This is a genomic window from Mastigocoleus testarum BC008, from assembly GCF_001456025.1.
Lineage (GTDB): Bacteria > Cyanobacteriota > Cyanobacteriia > Cyanobacteriales > Nostocaceae > Mastigocoleus > Mastigocoleus testarum.
Genome location: NZ_LMTZ01000051.1, coordinates 1 through 19,352 on the forward strand (window position 1 = coordinate 1; position 19,352 = coordinate 19,352).

The window sequence follows — 19,352 nt, forward strand, 5'->3', positions numbered from 1 at the left end:
TTTTGGAACACTGCGAGAAGCCATGGAGCATGTCTTGACTTTAGCGTCCTAGCTAACCTGGCGGTTGCTATAACTACTATGAAGCTCAAAGAAGCCAGTGATTTTGTTGTACAGACTGCTGACCAGTTAACAGCTTCATAGCAGTAATAAGAATTATCTTAGTAAATACTACTTGATTTACTTTTACAAACACTTATCAATCACAAAACTGTATTAATTGAGAAAAATCGCATGATGGTGAATATGATCTTCCATAAAAGAAGCAATAAAATAATAACTGTGGTCATAACCTTCTTGATAACGTAAATTCAAAGGTTGTTTGACTTGTGCACAAGCTTTTTCAAATAATTCTGGAAGTAGTTGCTTTTGTTGGAAAAAACTATCAGCGGTACCTTGATCGATCAAAATTGGAGAATGAAAACCAATTTTCTTCACTAATTCAGTTGCATCATAGTTACTCCAAGTATCTTTGTTATCCCCTAGGTAACCACTTAAAGCTTTTTCTCCCCAAGGACACTGCATTGGTGCAACAACAGGCGCAAATGCTGAAACTGATTTATATTTTTCGGGGTTACGCATCGCACAGATCAAAGCACCATGTCCACCCATAGAGTGACCAAAAATACTTTGTTTATCAAGATTGACCGGGAAATTCTCAGCAATTACATTAGGTAACTCTTCAACAACATAACTGTACATCTTGTAATGAGATGACCAGGGTATTTCCGTCGCATCCACATAAAAGCCCGCACCTGTACCAAAATCCCAGCTTTCATCTTCACCTAAAATACCTGTGTTGCGAGGACTAGTATCTGGTGCAACTAATAATAAACCATGTTCTGCAGCATATTTTTGCGCTCCGGCTTTAATCATAAAGTTTTCTTCAGTGCAGGTTAAACCAGACAACCAATAAAGAACGGGTACATTTTGAGACGTCGCTTGGGGCGGTTGATAAACTGCAAAGCGCATTTCACTATTGCAACTGGAAGAAAAATGAGAATAAAAGCCAAGTTTTCCACCGAAGGTTTTATATTCTGAGTTGAGTTTAATCATATTTACGAACTGCCTTAAATCCAGGAAGAATAAAGAAAAAAGTAAAAATAACTAATAACCAAAGAATATTTTAAACACCTTTTGTCGCGAGAACTCAGATTGTTGGAAGTAAGTATTTGTAGAATTCCTTAATTTGTATTCATATATTTTAATAGTAAACAAGTTGCATATATAAATTTAGTATGCAATTATTTGAGTATAAGGATATTTCGCTTCCAGGAGGTATTCCAAATGAGCGGGAAACAATTAGCACGAAATGAATATGATTTAATACTTATCGGTTCTGGTATGGGAGCTCTTACAGTCGCAAGTTTAATGAGCCAATTGCGCAATAAAAGAGTTTTGGTACTGGAGCGTCACTTTAAAGCAGGTGGTTTTACTCATGATTTTAAACGTAAGCAATTTCACTGGGATGTGGGGTTACATTATGTGGGAGAAATGGAATCAGGTTCGCAGATGCGAGGTATATTTGACCTAGTCACAGCAAATCATGTCCAATGGAATAAAATGCCGGAACCCTTTGAGAAGTTCGTTTATCCGGAGTTTAGTTTCAATGTGTACGGAGATGAAAAGAGATATATTGCTGACCTGATTAAACTATTCCCTCAAGAAAAGTCATCCATTCGCCAATATTTTCGAGATGTAAAGAAAGCTGCAGGAGCCTTAATTAATGACTCAATGGCAAAAAGTAGTTCTTTACCAGTTAAATTACTGGGGAGTGCAGGTAAATTATGGAATAGATTTCCCCTGAATCTCACAGTGAAAGACTACTTGGATAAGCATTTTCAAGATCCAACACTTAAGGCTTTACTGGTATCTCAGTGGGGAGACTACGGACTTCCTCCAAGTATTTGTGCTTTTGTGCAACATGCAACGATTGTGCAACATTATCTCAGTGGTGGGTATTATCCTGTGGGAGGAGCAGGTGAAATTGCTGCTAGTGTGACGAAAATTGTCGAAAAATCCGGTGGAAAATTTTTGCTGAATCGGGAAGTTACTGAAGTTTTAATTGAAGACGGAAGTGCGGTAGGAGTAAGAGTTCGTAAACTAAATGCTCAAAATGTAAATACCAAAAATGTAAATACAAAAGATAATCTTGACATAGCAAGTTCTTCAGCGAAAGAAGAATATTATGCACCTGTGATAGTCTCCAATGTTGGTGCTGCAAATACTTACCTAAAACTAATCCCTCGGGATTATCCAATTCCCTTTCGAGACTCCCTACAAAGATTTATCAAACAGTATTCGCCTACAACTAATCTAACTGTATATTTAGGATTCTCTGAAGATCCGAGAAAATTAGGTTTCAAAGGTGAAAATCACTGGATTTATAGCAGCATTGACCATGAGAAAATTTATGAACATAGAGGTAGTTGGATTAATGACAACGCTAAACCTTTGAATGTCTATCTTTCATTTCCTTCGTTGAAAGATCCAAAAGCAGAAAATCATACAGCCGAAATTATTGTTGATAGTGATTACGAGCCTTTTGTCCAATGGAAAAATCAACCTTGGCTACACCGTGATGATACTTATCAGCAACTAAAACAACGTCTGATGGATAGGCTAATTGATTTTGTAGATAAATACTATCCTGGGTTTGCTGACACCATTATATATAAAGAACTTTCTACACCCTTAACCAATGAACATTTTACCGCTCATCACCAAGGAGCGATCTACGGACTTCCTGCTGTGTGCGATCGCTTCGATCCGCAAAATTCAGCTTGGACAACTCCGAAAACACCATTACCCGGTTTATACCTTACAGGTTCTGATGTTTGCTCCTCAGGAATTGTCGGTGCAATGATGGGAGGTGTTTTCACCCTAAGCGATATACCTGGTGGTATTTCATTCCCAGAGGTATTTGCTAGTGCAGCAAAAAGCAAGTCCAAATGACTCAATATTTGCATAGTAGAAGATTTAGGGATCTTCCGTGGAAGATCTCTACAAAAAAATCTGTGATACCAAAACAATCTAATCAACAGCAACCATAACTTCAGTCGCTTTAATCACTGCATAAGCCTCTTTACCCAAGCTAAGTTTTAAACTGTCTGCAGAAGACTTAGTAATAACTGCTACAACTTCTACCCCTGGAGCCACTTCCAAAGTAACTTCAGCACTGACAACCCCAGGTACAATTTTTTTGACAGTTCCCTTAAGAGTATTGCGAGCGCTAATTTTCATTATTGAATACCGATATAGTCATTTTTATGATTAAATATTAGCAATAGTGACTGATTTCAATGGTTTTCTTCCATTTTTATTCACTATTAAAGTTAAACGCTGTTAATATTTATATTTTTTAGTTCAGAAGCAGTATTCGAAAGTCAGAAGTAAAGAATGTAAAATAAGAGAAGACATATTTTTTGAGTAATCTTCGCCGTTAGGCGCGGGCGTATACCAATTACCAATTACCAACTTGATACATAATCTTTTTTCAGCAGCGCAAACATTCTCAAATCGTGAAAATGACCCTTCCAAAAACCACGTTCTCTTAAGATACCTTCCTCTCGAAAACCTAGTTTTTGTAATAACTTCATAGATGCAATATTTGGTAACATAACAGTCGCTTCGATTCGGTTTAATTGCATTGTTTCAAAACCATAACGAATTACAGCACTAAGAGCTTTAGTCATGATTCCCTTTCTCCAATGAGCTTGAGAAAGCTCATAACCAATTTCTGCACGTAAACGATTTTTGTTCCACCCACTATAACCACAAGTTCCAATTATTATATTTTCTCTCTTCTTTGCTATCCCCCAACGTATAACTTCCTGCTCCCTAAAACCTTCACTTAAACTATAAATTAGATATTTAGCTTCTTCAATATTTTTAAATTCTTCTAAATCATGATATCTAAGGACTCTTGGATCGGAAAATATTCGATAAATAGCTTCTGCATCAGATAATTTGATTTCTCTTAAGACTAAACTTTCTGATTCTAATTTTGGAAATTTGTAAAGCATATATTCATGCAAAAGATTGCGATTTATTAACTGCGATTTATCAATAACAATTATTATCTCACCAAATAAAAATAGTTATATAAATGCAATGTTCACACATAGCCTGCAGGAACCACAAATTCTCAGAATTCGGTTGAATTGAGTTATTTTTATATGATTATATGCTTTAATGGTCTAATTAAACGTGACTACACTTCTAATGGAATCGCCTTGATGCATTAAATCAAAGGCATCGTTAATTTTTTCAATTGGCATTACGTGGGTAATCAAATCATCAATATTGATTTTTCCTTCCATATACCAATCAACAATTTTTGGTACATCAGTTCGCCCCCTTGCACCACCAAATGCTGAACCTTTCCAAACTCGCCCGGTTACTAACTGAAAGGGACGAGTACTAATTTCTTCACCTGCACCTGCAACACCAATAATAATGCTTTGACCCCAACCCTTATGGCAACATTCCAGGGCTTGACGCATAACTTTGACATTACCAATACACTCAAAGCTATAGTCTGCACCACCATCGGTTAAATCGACTAAATATTTAACTAAATCACCTTCAACTTCATTGGGATTGACAAAGTGGGTCATCCCAAATTTTTCTGCTAAGGAGCGTTTTTTGGTATTAATATCTACACCAATAATTTTATTGGCTCCCACCATCCGCGCTCCTTGAATCACATTTAAACCAATACCACCCAAACCAAAGACGACTACATTAGCACCGGGTTCTACTTTTGCTGTATAGATTACAGCACCTATACCTGTGGTCACGCCGCAGCCGATATAACAAACCTTATCAAAAGGAGCATCTTCACGAATTTTGGCAAGAGCAATTTCTGGTAAAACGGTATAGTTAGCGAAAGTAGAAGTACCCATGTAATGGTGCAACTTTTGACCACCAATGGAAAAACGACTAGTACCATCAGGCATTAAACCTTTACCTTGGGTAGCGCGGATAGCTTGGCAAAGATTTGTTTTGAAGCTGAGACAATATTCGCATTGACGACACTCTGGGGTATACAAAGGAATCACGCGATCGCCCTTTTTCAGGCTAGTTACTTCTTTACCAACCTCGACTACAACACCTGCACCTTCATGTCCTAAAATTGCAGGAAATAAACCCTCAGGATCTCTACCAGAAAGAGTGTAAGCGTCGGTGTGACAGACTCCGCTGGCTTTTATTTCTACCATCACTTCGCCAGCTTTGGGACCTTCAAGTTGCACCGTTTCAATACTTAGCGGTTTACCTGCCTCGTAAGCGATTGCTGCTTTAACTTCCACTTTCTACTGTCCTTCTGTGTATATTTCCTAAATTATCTGATGTGATTTTATTAAGTTGATATTGGCAAATTTGATATTGGCAAATATTGGAGAAAATTATTCACACTTTGATGCAAGTTAAAGGTTATCTTATGAATACCGACACAGCTAGCTCTGGTTACATAAATTAAAGAAATAGCAAATATAGCAGCTAAAAAATAGATTTTTGGCAACAGTCAATATAACCCCCTCAAATAATCCCCTCAAAATTATCAAACAAGGGAATACCAAACTATAAATCTCCCAATACAACTAATCTTGTTGATGGGTCATTGCACGATCACATCTTAAGTAAGTAGGCGAGAAAAAAGTAAACTATGTAAATAAATATAAAATATCTGTATTTGGCTAGTAGTAGCGCTTTAGCGCTAANCATCTGAAAAAATGCAATATCTAAATGGGCTATTTAATTTACTGGAATTTCCTAGTATTTTTTCTTATTCCCTTTTCCCTGTCCCCTGTTCACTGTTCCCTTTTACCGAAATTTCACTTGAGTTTTTTAAGATATGACTCGAATTCTTCCAGGGCTTTAGGAACCCCAAAGATATTAGCACGCTCAACAAATTGAGGAATAATTTTTGCAACTGGGAGATCGGGAAAATTTGGAGAAGTATTGAACTCCATATACTCGCTGTTAACTAAGATATAAATTTTTAAGGCACCATCAGCATAAATCCATAATTCTGGTACCCTCAATTCTTGATAAGCAACAACTTTGTTTATAGACACACCATCAGTATCTATGACTAAATCTGGCGGTGGTTGCTGAGTCAAGTTTAATGTCTTTTTACCGGCGACCTCTTGATGGTTTTGAATGTAAAAGCAGTTATCTGGCTCGATTGCGACTCCTCGACTCTCACTCTTTAAAGTAGTTGACCCAAAGGAATTCCAAGATTTTTCCTGAGATTTCAGCGACATCTCAAGTAAGCTTGCAATTACAAGCTTTCCCCTTTCCTCATCTCCTAGGGGAGCCATAATTTCTAGAACTTTATCAGCATATGCGATTCTGAAGGAACGATTTTGCTCTAGTTCAACTAATATTTGATTTAATCTTTGCCAAGAAACAGGCTGTAGGATTAATTTTTCTCCCGGTTCTAATTGCAGTTCCAAGGAATTTTTCGGTTTGTTGGATATAGCATTGAGGTCGTAACCTTTGGGAATAAATACAGATATCTGGGACTTTTTCCAACTAGGTTGGGTGCGATAAGATTCTTTGTTATTCATTTTTAGAATATTAAGTGTTACTTCTAACCCGTTACTTCGGAAAGCTTGAATCATCTATTGGTAGAGCTGTGATATTCCTTTGTATTAAAGTATTTTGAGGATTTTCATAAGTAAGGGGCAACTTGAGTAAATCTTAAAAATTATCCTATCAGGATTTAGATCTGGATATCACATAATGGGAACGAAGATTTCTTCATATTTTGTATGAGTTTGTGAAATTATTGTTTTTGCGCGAACTAATACAATAATGTGTGAAATTATTGTTGGTGCACGAACTAATACAATAGTTTTATTAATATAGTTGTTTCAGCCACCCTTCCCTACCTATGAATCCTGCTCTAACAAAAATTGGTGCCCAAATGTCCAACCTGAGTGGTGTTAGAGCCATCATGAAGGATGTGATTGAAACCTTGGAAGCAAGCAAAGGTAAGGATTTAATTAATTTAAGTGCGGGGAATCCGTTAATTCTGCCAGAAGTAGAACAGTTATGGCGCGATTGTACTGCACAGTTATTAGCTAGCCCAGATTATGGTGAGGTTGTATGTCGCTACGGTTCTTCACAGGGTTATGCACCTTTGATTGAAGCTATTGTTAAGGATTTTAACCGACGGTATGAATTAAATTTAAGTGCGCGTAATATTTTATTAACACCGGGCAGCCAAAGTTTATACTTCTATGCTGCAAATGCTTTTGGGGGTTACACCAGTAATGGCGAACTCAAACAAATTATTTTACCTCTGAGTCCTGATTATACTGGTTATGGTGGCGTCTGTTTAGTACCGGAAGCTTTAATTGCTTATAAACCGACTTTGGATATCGATGCTTCATCTCACCGATTTAAATACCGCCCTGATTTTAGTCAATTAGCGATAACTGAAAATACTGGTTGTGTAATATTTTCTCGTCCCTGCAATCCAACGGGTAATGTACTCACGGATGATGAAGTAAATAAAATTGCCTTGATGGCTAAACCCCATGATGTGCCAGTATTCATAGACTCAGCATATGCACCCCCATTCCCAGCATTAAACTTTACTGATATGACGCCAAAATTTGGTGGGAATATTGTCCATTGCATGAGCTTATCAAAAGCAGGTTTGCCGGGGGAACGTATTGGAATTGCTATTGGTGATGAACGGGTTATTGAGGTTTTGCAGTCTTTTCAAACCAATATGTGCATTCATCCGTCTCGTTACGGACAAGCAATTGCAGCCTACGCGATTGATTCTGGGGCTCTGGTAGAAATTAGTAAAACTGTGATTCGCCCCTTTTATCAAAATAAATTTACAGTATTAGAAAGTACCTTAGACTCGGCTATGCCGGATAGTTTACCTTGGTTCCTACATCGTGGTGAAGGTGCTATTTTTGCTTGGTTATGGTTGCAAAACTTACCAATTACAGACTGGGAATTTTACCAACGCCTGAAAGAGGTTGGGGTTATTGTTGTACCAGGTAGTACTTTCTTTCCTGGCTTGAATCAAGAATGGGAACACAAACAGCAGTGTTTCCGTATTAGTCTTACGGGTAGCGATCAAGAAATCACGATCGCAATGGAACAGTTAGCCCAAGTTGCTCAAACTGTTTATCAAGATAGATAATTGATGAGCTAAAAAAAGACATTCTCTTGCGCACCTAAATAAAAACCTTTGTATATTAATCTTATGTAGCGGTGCGTTATGGCGCGGTGATAAGGATAACCTAAAAAAGATATTCTATTGCACGCCTGACACACCCTACAGTGATAACTGTTAACTGTTAACTGATAACTGATGGATGGTTGGCTAGAAATTGGAAAAATAGTTGCTCCACAGGGTTTACAAGGAGAGATGCGGGTTTATCCAGAAACTGATTTTCCCGAACGTTTTGAAGTTCCCGGACAGCGTTGGTTATTACGTCCGGGAAAAAGCGAACCTGAACCTGTGGAACTAAAAAAAGGACGTTATTTAGAAGGAAAAAAATTATATGTAATAAAACTGGCTGGAATCGAATATCGCGACCGAGCAGAAGAGTTACGCGGTTGCAAGTTGTTGGTTCCCGAAACCGATCGCCCCCAGTTGGGAGAAGATGAATATCACGTAATGGATTTGATTGGCTTATCAGTTTTTCTTCAAGAGTCCGGCGAACTGATTGGTAAAGTTATTGATGTGATTCCTGCAGGTAACGATCTGCTGGAGGTTGAATTACAAGATTCTGAGAGCAAGAAGCCTGAGAAGAAGAAACAAGACAAGCAAAATGTTTTAATTCCTTTCGTGAGAGCGATTGCTCCCGTCGTTGATTTGGAAGATAGCAGAATTGAGATTACACCACCACCAGGTTTATTAACTATCAATGAAAAATAATTTATGAAAAATAATTAGCTGCTTATGATTAAGTACTAACTAATTAATGATTAATAACTTATGCAAGCCATAAGTTTATATCATTGATAAGTATTATTTTGTCATTATTTTTTTATATTACACAAAATTGTTAACTAAATAAATTATTGGCATCTAAAATTAGAATTATATCTGTACAGCAAAAATCAAAAACATCAGAGTATTGTTCAAAATAATCATCTACAATCTGTTAATTACCGAATATTGTAAACTGATTTTCTGCTTATAATCTGAAGACATAGATTCTAATAATATTAAGTTTAACTATTACAATTAATTACAAAGATCAATCTATCTGATAACTACCAAGAATATTTATCAGTTGTTATCTGGGTTAAAATTTGGTTAACATAATCAAGTGTATATTTTTTATGTTAGACTGCCTAAAAGTTATTAATTTACTGTGTAAATAGTTGTCAAAAATTAATTATTATTTAATTTTTATCCATCTAGCATTTGTCTATACAAGCAACTATGTAAGCAGTTATTTGTTGTAAAGCTTTGCAGATAGCGAGAATCCCCCAATTTTTTTTGATTTGATTAATCACTAAATCATCAATTTTGATTAGTTGTAAACATTATTTATGGGTGAAGCTTAAGTATTTCTAAAGGCAAGAAAATATTAACGAAAAAGTGACACTCTTAACTTAGTAAGTAAACTGATGAGGTTGTCATTTACTAAGTTTATAGGTCATCAAGTTTGTAGTTCTGAGAATACCAAAAACATAGTTATTGAGTTAAATGGAGTTTAATTTATGACTTTAGCAAGTGCTCCACAAACAAAACCGCTCGCAGCAGATGAATTGCGTAAAATGAATGCGTACTGGCGAGCAGCAAATTATCTCTCTGTTGGTCAAATTTATCTCTTAGATAATCCCTTACTTAAGGAACCCCTGAAGATAGAACATGTTAAGCCAAGGCTCCTCGGTCATTGGGGAACGACTCCCGGTTTAAATTTTGTTTACGTTCATCTCAACCGGGTAATCAAGAAAAACGATCTAAGCGTAATTTATATTGCTGGTCCCGGTCATGGTGGTCCTGGATTGGTTGCTAATACATATTTGGAAGGAACTTATAGTGAGTATTATCCCAATATTTCCGAAGATGCCGAGGGAATGAGGAAGCTGTTCAAACAGTTTTCTTTCCCTGGTGGTATTCCTTCACATGTAGCACCAGAAACTCCAGGAAGTATTCATGAAGGCGGGGAACTTGGTTATGCTGTTTCCCATGCCTATGGTGCAGCATTTGATAATCCTGATTTAATCGTTGCTTGTGTGGTTGGTGACGGTGAAGCAGAAACCGGACCTTTAGCTACCAGTTGGCATTCTAATAAGTTTCTCAACCCAGTTCATGATGGTGCTGTGCTACCGATTTTGCATCTAAATGGCTATAAAATTGCTAACCCGACAATATTGGCAAGAATGAGCCACGAAGAATTGCAAAGTCTGTTTATTGGTTATGGTTATAAGCCCTATTTTGTAGAGGGTTCCGATCCCGAAACAATGCACCAATTGATGGCTGCAACTTTGGATGCTGCAATTCATGAAATTAAAGATATCCAAGAAGAAGCTCGGAAAAATGGTATCGAAAAGCGCCCTCAATGGCCGATGATTATTCTGCGATCGCCTAAAGGTTGGACGGGACCGAAAGAAGTCGATGGTAAGAAAACTGAAGATTATTGGCGATCGCACCAAGTTCCTTTATCGAATATGGCAGCGGAACCAGACCACGTCAAACAGCTGGAAACCTGGATGAAGAGTTACAAGCCAGAAGAACTCTTTGATGGAAATGGTCAATTAATTACGGAACTAGCAGAACTGGCTCCCGAAGGACATCTACGGATGGGTGATAACCTCCATGCTAACGGTGGTATATTACTGCGGGACTTAAAAATGCCTGATTTTCGCGATTATGCCGTAGAGTTTAAAGAACCTGCGGAAATTAAAGCTGAAGCAACCCGCATTTCCGGTAAGTTTCTCCGGGATGTGATGAAACTCAATTTAGATAGTCGTAATTTTCGGGTATTTGGTCCCGATGAAACAGCGTCTAACCGCCTTGCAGACATATTTGATGTTTCTAAAAGAACTTGGGTCGCACAAACCCTTGATTACGATGATAACCTCGCTGCTGACGGTAGGGTTATGGAAATCCTCAGCGAACATACCTGTCAAGGTTGGTTAGAGGGATATCTGCTCACGGGTCGTCATGGGTATTTTTCCTGTTATGAAGCATTTATTCACATCATCGACTCAATGTTTAACCAACACGCCAAATGGTTAAAAACAACTCGTCATATACCCTGGCGCAGACCGATTGCTTCATTGAATTATTTATTAACCAGCCACGTTTGGCGACAAGATCATAACGGTTTTTCCCACCAAGATCCCGGTTTTATCGACCATGTTGTCAACAAAAAATCTGAAGTAGTTCGGGTTTATTTACCCCCTGATGCAAATTGTTTACTATCAGTAACAGACCATTGTCTGCGTAGCCGTCACTATGTAAATGTAATTATTGCCGGTAAACAACCGTCTTTACAGTACTTAGACATAGATTCTGCAATCAAGCACTGCACTAAAGGAATAGGAATTTGGGAATGGGCAAGTAACGACCAAGGTGGCGAACCTGATGTTGTAATGGCTTGTGCCGGAGATGCTCCGACTTTAGAAACATTAGCCGCTGTGGATATTTTGCGACAAAACTTCCCCGATCTTAAAGTCCGGGTAGTTAACGTGGTAGACTTAATGACATTGCAGCCAGAGACTGAACATCCCCACGGTTTAAATGATAAAGACTTTGACAGTTTGTTCACAACTGATAAACCAATTATTTTTGCCTTTCATGGTTATCCCTGGTTAATCCACCGTCTCACTTATCGTCGTACTAATCACAATAACTTGCACGTTCGGGGTTACAAAGAAGAAGGAACTACAACCACTCCATTTGATATGGTGGTCATGAATGACCTGGATCGCTTCCACCTGGCAATAGATGTTATTGAACGGGTACCTCAACTAGGGTCATCCGCAGCTTATGTCAAACAAATGTTACAAGACAAACTTATAGAACATAAGCATTACGTTGCCGAACACGGAGTAGATATGCCAGAAGTTCTTGACTGGCATTGGAGTTATGACGATGTTTAATTGGTTATTTTTAACTGGTAATTGGTAGTCGGTAAAAGCCCGTGCCGCAAGCGGTGAGTGGTAATCAGGAAATATATGGGCTCGTAGCAATTTTAAGGTTACATGCCTACGGCAAACGAGGTGAATAGGGATATGTAATTATTGAAACGAATGAAATACTGTATCCCCAGATCCCCGACTTTAATACTCCGATCCCCAATTTCCTTTATCTGAAGCCCAGTGCCCGATCCCCAATTCCCGATCGCCAAATACTCGTCGAAACCCCGATCGTTCTTGTATACTTCGTTATCATCATCCTCAATCTGTTTTCTCTTAATTTACAATGCATAACAAGTCATTCGATCGGGATTATCGCCAATTCGCACCACAAGATACCCAAGTCCCAGATTCCGGTTTAGTTCGGGTTGAAGATGACCGTACTGGCATGAGCGAGCAATCTCTTAAGCGGGCAATTGTTGATAATCTTCATTACGGCCAAGGTAAAGATAATTACTTTGCTACACCGTATGATTACTATATGGCAATTGCCCGTAGTATGCGCGATCGGTTAATTAAAAGGCGAATTCAAACCGCTAGAACCCATATCCAGGAAGATTCAAAAGTCGTTTATTATCTTTCTGCAGAGTTTTTGATGGGGCGTTATACCGGTAATAGCTTAATTAATTTAGGCATATATGAAAGAGTCCGCAAAGTGCTGCGAGAGTCAGGGCTCGAACTAGACGATCTCCTGGAAAAAGAGCACGAGCCAGGATTAGGTAATGGTGGTTTAGGAAGATTGGCGGCTTGTTATCTCGATTCCCTTGCAACTTTGGAAATACCTGCAGTTGGCTATGGTATTCGTTACGAATTTGGAATTTTTGAGCAAGAAATCCGTAATGGTTGGCAAGCGGAGAGACCTGATAAATGGCTAAGCTTTGGTAATGCTTGGGAGGTTTCTCTTCCAGAGTATCGAACCGAAGTCAAATTTGGAGGTCATACAGAAAGCTATACAGATACTAAGGGACGTTATCAAACTAATTGGATCCCAGAGCATACAGTATTTGGAATTCCTTATGATACTCCCATTCCTGGCTATGGAGTAAATACAGTTAATATTTTACGGTTGTGGAAAGCAGAATCGAGCAATGAATTTGATTTAGATGCTTTCAATGCTGGGGATTATCTTGGTGCGGTCGCCAACAAAATGTTTTCTGAGAATATTTCCAAAGTTCTTTATCCAAACGATGACACCGTTCAAGGTAAAGAGCTGCGCTTGGAACAACAATATTTCTTCGTTTCCTGCTCCTTACAAGATATTATTCGCCGTCATATTTATCACTACAATAGCCTTGATAATCTTCACGAAAAATCAGCTATTCAACTTAATGACACCCATCCATCTATCGGGATCGCCGAATTGATGCGACTGTTGATCGACGTTCACCAAATGGATTGGGAGCAAGCATGGCACATTACCCAAAATTGTTTTGCTTACACCAACCATACTTTGCTACCAGAAGCATTAGAACGTTGGTCTGTAAATCTATTTGGTCGTTTGCTTCCCCGACATCTGGAAATTATCTACGAAATCAATTTCCGATTTTTAAGTGAAGTCAGGAAACGTTATCCTGGCGACAACGAACGCATAGCTAGACTTTCCTTGATTGAAGGAGAAGGCGCAGATAAAAAAGTCCGGATGGCTAATCTAGCTTGTGTTGGTAGCCGTAAAATAAATGGTGTTGCTGCGTTACATACCAAGTTACTCCAACAAGATGTTCTGCGAGATTTCTACGAACTCGCACCAGAGAAGTTTATTAATAAAACTAATGGAGTTACACCGCGTCGTTGGTTACTTTTGGGTAATCCCAGACTTTCTAACCTGATTACTGAGAAAATAGGTGAAGCTTGGATTACTAACCTTGACGAACTAAGAAAATTAGAACAATTTGCCGACGATCCACAATTTAGACAAACATGGCGAGAAATAAAACAAGCCAACAAACAAGATTTAGCAGCATACATTGAACGCAAAAATCATATTCAGGTTGATACTAACTCGTTGTTTGATGTCCAAGTCAAACGATTGCATGAGTATAAACGTCAACTGCTCAACGTACTGCATATAATCACCCTTTACAATCGAATTAAACGCAATCCCAATGAGGATATTCTTCCCCGGACGTTTATTTTTGGTGGAAAAGCTGCACCTGGTTATTTCATTGCTAAATTAATCATCAAACTGATCAATTCAGTAGCTGCTGTAGTTAATGACGATCCCAGCTTAGAAGGACGTCTAAAAGTGGCATTTTTGTCCAACTACAACGTTTCCATGAGTCAACAAATATATGCAGCCGCCGAACTGTCAGAACAAATTTCCACAGCAGGAAAAGAAGCATCTGGTACGGGTAACATGAAATTTGCCCTCAATGGTGCTTTAACAATTGGAACTTTAGATGGAGCAAACGTCGAAATCCGTGAAGAAGTCGGTGCAGAAAACTTCTTTTTATGTGGATTAACAACTCCAGAAGTATATGAACTCAAAGCCAAAGGCTATAATCCCCAGGAATATTACCAATCTAATTCTGAATTACAAGAGGTGATCAGGCTAATTGCTTGCGGACATTTCTCCGATGGTGATTCCCAATTGTTCCGACCCCTGCTAGATTCGTTGTTGTACAATGACAAGTACATGTTGTTTGCTGATTACCAATCCTACATCGATACTCAGGATCGGGTAAGTCAAGCATATCGCCAGGAAGATAATTGGACTCGGATGTCTATTCTCAACACAGCCCGCATGGGTAAATTTTCATCAGATCGCGCTATTAGTGAATACTGCAAAGAAATTTGGCATGTTGAGCCCGTACCTGTTGAGTTTAAGGAATATAGTCCCGAAGATATGAACTTGAAAGTTTCCAAGGTTCATTGGTAATTGCTAGTTATTGATTACTAATTGGTTTTTGGTAATTGCTAATTGCTAATAAGAGCTTATTTAAGATTTGGAATGTAAATTGTATATTCTACGTTCCTTTTTGGGTGATGGGGCACATATTTGCCTCTGCACCTTTTTAGTGAATCAGCTTAACGTATTCCTAGAAATTTTTGGTGCTGTAATATAGTACTACGCGCAAGTCAAAAAGCTCACTACAGATAGGTTTTACCGCATCTACGACGAATAGTATTCGTTAGCGCTATATTAGGTTTCAGCGTTTGCTAACATCCCGTTTCCCAATTCCCAGTCCCTGATCGCTAATCCCCAATCGCCAAAATATGAAAGTAGCAGTTTTTAGTACCAAAGCCTATGATCGCCAATTTCTTACTGACGCAAACGCCGAAAGTGGTCACGAACTTGTTTTTTTTGAGCCCAGACTTACTCCTGATACAGCAACTTTAGCATCAGGATTTGAGGCTGTATGTGTATTTATTAATGATGAACTTCACGCCGACACATTACAAACAATTGCATCTACAGGAACAAAACTAATCGCTTTGCGCTCTGCAGGTTTTAATCATGTAGATTTACATGCAGCTGCAAAACTGGGAATGAAAGTTGTCCGCGTTCCATCTTATTCTCCCCAAGCAGTTGCAGAGCATGCTGTAGGACTAATATTAACTCTCAATCGCAAATACCACCGAGCTTTCAACCGAGTAAGGGAATCTAATTTTTCTCTGAACGGTTTACTGGGATTTGACCTGTATGGTTCCACGGTTGGTATTGTTGGTACCGGTAAGATCGGTGTTTGTTTTGCCCAAATTATGAAGGGGTTTGGCTGTAACTTACTCGCTTACGATATTTATCAAAATCCAGCTTGTTTAGATATGGGAGTCAAATATGTAGAATTACCAGAGCTACTCGGAGATTCGGATATTGTTTCCCTTCATTGTCCGTTAACTCCAGAATCCCATCACATGATTAACAGCGAGTCACTCAAGGATTTTAATCCCGGTGCAATGCTAATTAATACTAGTCGTGGCGGACTCATTGATACCAAAGCTGTAATTAAAGCTCTCAAATCAGGACGGATTGGTCACCTAGGGTTAGATGTATACGAATTAGAAGGAAGCTTATTTTTTGAAGATTTATCAGACCAAGTTATTCAAGATGATATTTTTGGACGTTTAATAACTTTTCCCAACGTAGTTATAACAGGGCATCAAGCATTTTTTACTAGAAACGCACTACAAAATATTGCCGAAGCCACCATATCTAACATTACTGACATTGACAGTGGGCATTCTTGTCCCAATCTTGTTATAGCAGAGCAAGGAATAGCTGTTTGAGTAAGAAGTAGGAGTAAGAAGTAAAAAGTAAGGAGTAAGAAGTTAGGAGTCGGGAGTCAGGAGTCAGAAATAAGAAGTCAGAAGTCAGGAGTCAAGAATCAGCAGCAACGAATTAACTAGAGCCTGCGCTACCTATAGCTATAGCTGCGCTACCTACAGAACGGAACATATCCGGTACGTTTGCGCGCTTACGCTAACGCTCCTTACTCATTACTTATTACTCATTACTTCTTACTTATTACTCATTACTCATTACTTAAACAAAATGTTATTAAATAACTTCACTTTCAGCGCGAAATCTTAAAAGATATGAATTAAATCCGCCTCAACCGGAGTCGGCTGTCAAAATCTGGTCAAGAGAATATTCACAAATGGTGGATATGGGGCATTAAATAACAGGGTGTTGGAAACAAAGTACATTCATTATTTGCCCGCGTTCACCCCAAATCCAGAGTAGGGATGAGCTTATCATCAAGTGTCAAAATAATGGGCGACCTGCTCTGTTACCCAAACAGTCGTCAACTAGAAAGTAAATATTAGGAGGTTAACCGTGGGAAAGTTAAAAGTTGCAATTAATGGATTTGGTCGTATTGGTCGATTGGTATTTCGTGCTGGGATCAAAAATCCTAACATTGAGTTTGTTGGAATCAATGACTTAGTTCCACCAGCGAATTTAGCTTACTTACTGAAATACGATTCTACCCACGGCAGTTACCAGGGTACTATTGAAGCCAAAGATGACGGCATTGTTGTTGACGGTAATTTTATTCCCTGTGTCAGTGTCCGCAACCCTTCAGAACTACCTTGGGGCAAACTAGGTGCTGATTATGTTGTAGAAGCTACAGGACTTTTCACAACTTATGATGGAGCAGCAAATCATTTGCAAGCTGGCGCTAAAAGAGTTGTAATTTCTGCTCCTACTAAAGATCCAGAGAAAGTCAAAACTTTGCTCATGGGTGTAAACCATGAATTATTTGATAGCAGTAAAGATACAATTGTTTCTAATGCTAGTTGTACGACTAATTGTTTAGCTCCCGTAGCTAAAGTCATTAACGATAACTTTGGTTTGGCTGAAGGATTGATGACTACGGTGCATGCAATGACAGCCACTCAGCCCACCGTGGATGGACCTTCCAAGAAGGATATGCGCGCTGGTCGCGGTGCATCACAAAATATAATCCCTGCTTCTACAGGTGCGGCTAAAGCTGTAGCATTGGTTTTACCCGAACTCAAAGGTAAATTGACTGGAATGGCATTCCGAGTTCCCACACCTGACGTTTCTGTAGTCGATCTAACTTTTAAGACTACAAAAGCCACAAGTTACAAGGAAATCTGCGCAGCTATGAAAACTGCATCTGAAAGTAATCTTAAAGGTGTATTGGGATATACAGAAGACCCTGTAGTTTCTAATGATTTTCGTGGTGACTTCCATTCTAGTATTTTTGATGCCGGTGCAGGTATTGAACTTAATTCCAATTTCTTTAAAATCGTTTCCTGGTATGACAACGAGTGGGGTTATTCAAACCGTGTAATAGACCTAATGATGTTTATGGCACAAAAAGAAGGGATTTTGTCAGGTGCAGAAGCTGCGCTAGTTTAAGACTTAGATTTGCAATAACTAGGAGGGAGGTTGGTTCCCAGGTAAAACCTCTCCTGAGTTCCCGTGGGTAAAACCCCCTCCTGAAGTTCCTTGGGTAAAATCCCCTCCTAACCTCCCTTGGGTAAAATCCCCTCCTAACCTCCCTTGAGTAAAACCCCCTCCTAACCTCCCCCAAGGGAGGAATGTAAGCCTGGGAACTTAGGGTAAATATTCTCCAGATCTGTCGATTAAAGTGGTAAACTAATAATCTCAATGTCGGCGTGTAGTTGCGACGCATATAATAAAAGACGAAAGAGAAATCAGTATGGATCGAGATATGCGGCGTGATTTTGCTAACCGCGACGAATTAGTAGCATATTTACGCGAACAATTTCCCGAAGCTGCGAAACGGGACAATAATATCAGTGAGATCAGAGGCGGTCATCAAGTTGCGAAGAAAGCATTACAAAAAGTCAAACCAAAACGCTACGAAAAAACACGTAATTTTATTAAAGGTGATGTCACGCGACTATCTCCTTATTTACGTCATGGGGTTCTCAGTTTGCGAGAAGCACGAAATTTTGTCTTGGGTAAGGTTAATAGTGATGATGATGCGGCAAAACTTATCAATGAATTTGGTTGGCGGGATTATTGGCAACGTTTATATTTCAAACTAGGAAATGGTATTTGGGAAGATAGGGAAGAATACAAAACCGGTTATAGCGTTGCTGAGTATGCGCCCGAACTACCAGAAGAAATTAGAGAAGGTAATACAGAATTAAATTGCATTGATAGCTTTAGTCGTCAGTTGCGGGAAACTGGTTATCTGCATAATCATATGCGGATGTGGATGGCTGCATATATTGTCCATTGGCGGCGCATCCGTTGGCAAGCTGGAGCAAAATGGTTTTTGGAACATTTATTAGATGGTGATCCGGCAAGTAACAATATGTCATGGCAATGGGTTGCGAGTACCTTTAGTCATAAACCTTACTTCTTTAACCGGGAAAACTTGGAACGTTATACAGAAGGGGTTTACTGTAAGGAATGTTCTTTAAAAGGTAAATGTGATTTTGAGGGAAGTTACGAAGAATTAGAAGAGAAGTTGTTTCCGAAGAAAGAATTTACTAGGAAGCCCAATAGTCAGAGTTGGCAAAAGGGCAAGAAAAAACGACGCTAGTACCGCTGCGCGGAAGTAAAAAGTCAAAATTCATTAGCGGATCCGTAAGGTAGCGTAGCTATAGCGTGTCCGCAGGACATAAGTCAAAAGTCAAAAATCAAAAATACCTAGGAATCTATTACTTTTTGTTTGTTCTAAAGTAAAGTCTAAAGCAATCATAAGTAGGGCTTGCTGAAAAAGTAAGATACAGATTGATTCGTTATTCGAGGAAAAACAAAAAATAAGTTTTGAACATAT

Annotated in this window: 13 protein-coding genes; 8 read left to right on the top strand and 5 right to left on the bottom strand. The window is 38.8% G+C overall.

The features are described from left to right. Positions 1-213: 213 nt before the first annotated feature. Positions 214-1,053, bottom strand: a complete 840-nt coding sequence (fghA, locus tag BC008_RS09375) for an S-formylglutathione hydrolase (RefSeq protein WP_036268342.1) — start codon at positions 1,051-1,053, stop codon at positions 214-216. 231 nt (positions 1,054-1,284) lie between these two features. On the opposite strand from fghA, the gene BC008_RS09380 reads away from it, so the two are divergent. Continuing rightward, positions 1,285-2,952 carry a phytoene desaturase family protein gene (locus BC008_RS09380; protein ID WP_027846334.1) on the top strand — a complete coding sequence of 556 codons (1,668 nt, stop codon included), beginning with the start codon at positions 1,285-1,287 and terminating at the stop codon, positions 2,950-2,952. 78 nt (positions 2,953-3,030) lie between these two features. On the opposite strand, the gene BC008_RS09385 is transcribed toward BC008_RS09380, so the two are convergent. The 4 genes from BC008_RS09385 to BC008_RS09400 form a co-directional block, all read right to left on the bottom strand. Continuing rightward, complete coding sequence (locus tag BC008_RS09385; protein WP_027846335.1) at positions 3,031-3,240, bottom strand: TOBE domain-containing protein; 210 nt, start codon at positions 3,238-3,240, stop codon at positions 3,031-3,033. Between the two features lie 227 nt (positions 3,241-3,467). Beyond that, positions 3,468-4,022, bottom strand: coding sequence for a GNAT family N-acetyltransferase (locus BC008_RS09390; RefSeq protein ID WP_027846336.1), 555 nt, complete (start codon positions 4,020-4,022; stop codon positions 3,468-3,470). Positions 4,023-4,196: 174 nt separating this feature from the next. Next, positions 4,197-5,309 carry an S-(hydroxymethyl)glutathione dehydrogenase/class III alcohol dehydrogenase gene (locus tag BC008_RS09395; protein ID WP_027846337.1) on the bottom strand — a complete coding sequence of 371 codons (1,113 nt, stop codon included), beginning with the start codon at positions 5,307-5,309 and terminating at the stop codon, positions 4,197-4,199. Between the two features lie 525 nt (positions 5,310-5,834). After that, positions 5,835-6,572 (bottom strand): Uma2 family endonuclease, encoded by a 738-nt coding sequence (locus BC008_RS09400; protein ID WP_082650523.1) that lies wholly within the window; start codon positions 6,570-6,572, stop codon positions 5,835-5,837. 326 nt (positions 6,573-6,898) lie between these two features. Between BC008_RS09400 and BC008_RS09405 the strand changes: the two genes are divergently transcribed. From BC008_RS09405 to BC008_RS09435, 7 genes are all read left to right on the top strand, one after another. Then, positions 6,899-8,170, top strand: coding sequence for a valine--pyruvate transaminase (locus BC008_RS09405; protein WP_027845376.1), 1,272 nt, complete (start codon positions 6,899-6,901; stop codon positions 8,168-8,170). Between the two features lie 171 nt (positions 8,171-8,341). Next, on the top strand, positions 8,342-8,911 hold the full coding sequence (gene rimM, locus BC008_RS09410; RefSeq protein ID WP_027845375.1) for a ribosome maturation factor RimM: 570 nt from the start codon (positions 8,342-8,344) through the stop codon (positions 8,909-8,911). 794 nt (positions 8,912-9,705) lie between these two features. Then, the gene (locus BC008_RS09415) at positions 9,706-12,096 is read left to right on the top strand and encodes a phosphoketolase family protein (RefSeq protein WP_027845374.1); all 2,391 of its coding nucleotides are present in this window, start codon (positions 9,706-9,708) and stop codon (positions 12,094-12,096) included. Between the two features lie 322 nt (positions 12,097-12,418). Next, a complete protein-coding gene (locus BC008_RS09420) occupies positions 12,419-15,007 on the top strand; it encodes a glycogen/starch/alpha-glucan phosphorylase (protein ID WP_027845373.1) in 2,589 nt (862 codons plus the stop codon). Positions 15,008-15,345: 338 nt separating this feature from the next. After that, positions 15,346-16,356, top strand: a complete 1,011-nt coding sequence (locus tag BC008_RS09425) for a 2-hydroxyacid dehydrogenase (protein ID WP_027845372.1) — start codon at positions 15,346-15,348, stop codon at positions 16,354-16,356. Between the two features lie 550 nt (positions 16,357-16,906). After that, a complete protein-coding gene (gene gap, locus BC008_RS09430; protein WP_027847036.1) occupies positions 16,907-17,956 on the top strand; it encodes a type I glyceraldehyde-3-phosphate dehydrogenase in 1,050 nt (349 codons plus the stop codon). 304 nt (positions 17,957-18,260) lie between these two features. After that, the gene (locus BC008_RS09435; protein ID WP_027847092.1) at positions 18,261-19,115 is read left to right on the top strand and encodes an FAD-binding domain-containing protein; all 855 of its coding nucleotides are present in this window, start codon (positions 18,261-18,263) and stop codon (positions 19,113-19,115) included. Positions 19,116-19,352: the final 237 nt, after the last annotated feature.

Excerpts from the sequence above, each read along its gene's own strand:
- BC008_RS09405 (WP_027845376.1), top strand. The coding sequence starts at position 6,899 with ATGAATCCTGCTCTAACAAAAATTGGTGCCCAAATGTCCAACCTGAGT.
- BC008_RS09400 (WP_082650523.1), bottom strand. The coding sequence starts at position 6,572 with ATGAATAACAAAGAATCTTATCGCACCCAACCTAGTTGGAAAAAGTCC.
- BC008_RS09415 (WP_027845374.1), top strand. The coding sequence starts at position 9,706 with ATGACTTTAGCAAGTGCTCCACAAACAAAACCGCTCGCAGCAGATGAA.
- rimM (WP_027845375.1), top strand. The coding sequence starts at position 8,342 with ATGGATGGTTGGCTAGAAATTGGAAAAATAGTTGCTCCACAGGGTTTA.
- fghA (WP_036268342.1), bottom strand. The coding sequence starts at position 1,053 with ATGATTAAACTCAACTCAGAATATAAAACCTTCGGTGGAAAACTTGGC.
- BC008_RS09385 (WP_027846335.1), bottom strand. The coding sequence starts at position 3,240 with ATGAAAATTAGCGCTCGCAATACTCTTAAGGGAACTGTCAAAAAAATT.
- BC008_RS09390 (WP_027846336.1), bottom strand. The coding sequence starts at position 4,022 with ATGCTTTACAAATTTCCAAAATTAGAATCAGAAAGTTTAGTCTTAAGA.
- BC008_RS09420 (WP_027845373.1), top strand. The coding sequence starts at position 12,419 with ATGCATAACAAGTCATTCGATCGGGATTATCGCCAATTCGCACCACAA.
- BC008_RS09380 (WP_027846334.1), top strand. The coding sequence starts at position 1,285 with ATGAGCGGGAAACAATTAGCACGAAATGAATATGATTTAATACTTATC.
- BC008_RS09435 (WP_027847092.1), top strand. The coding sequence starts at position 18,261 with ATGGATCGAGATATGCGGCGTGATTTTGCTAACCGCGACGAATTAGTA.
- BC008_RS09425 (WP_027845372.1), top strand. The coding sequence starts at position 15,346 with ATGAAAGTAGCAGTTTTTAGTACCAAAGCCTATGATCGCCAATTTCTT.